We start from the raw sequence: 216 nt of genomic DNA, 5'->3' as shown, positions 1-216 counted from the left end.
CCCTTTCTCATTTCGCAGTGCTACAATAAACTATGCAATTCATCATCAACTAAAAGGGTTGTAGCTCCCTTTCTCATTTCGCAGTGCTACAATCTTTTAAAGAACAATAAACGGCGAACCGTCGTTGTAGCTCCCTTTCTCATTTCGCAGTGCTACAATCACACTTGATGCTATGAATGGCATCGCAACGTTGTAGCTCCCTTTCTCATTTCGCAG

This window comes from Neisseria sp. HMSC055H02, from assembly GCF_001813335.1.
In the GTDB taxonomy this organism is placed as follows: domain Bacteria; phylum Pseudomonadota; class Gammaproteobacteria; order Burkholderiales; family Neisseriaceae; genus Neisseria; species Neisseria sicca_C.
Note: the sequence above shows the minus strand (reverse complement) of the source record.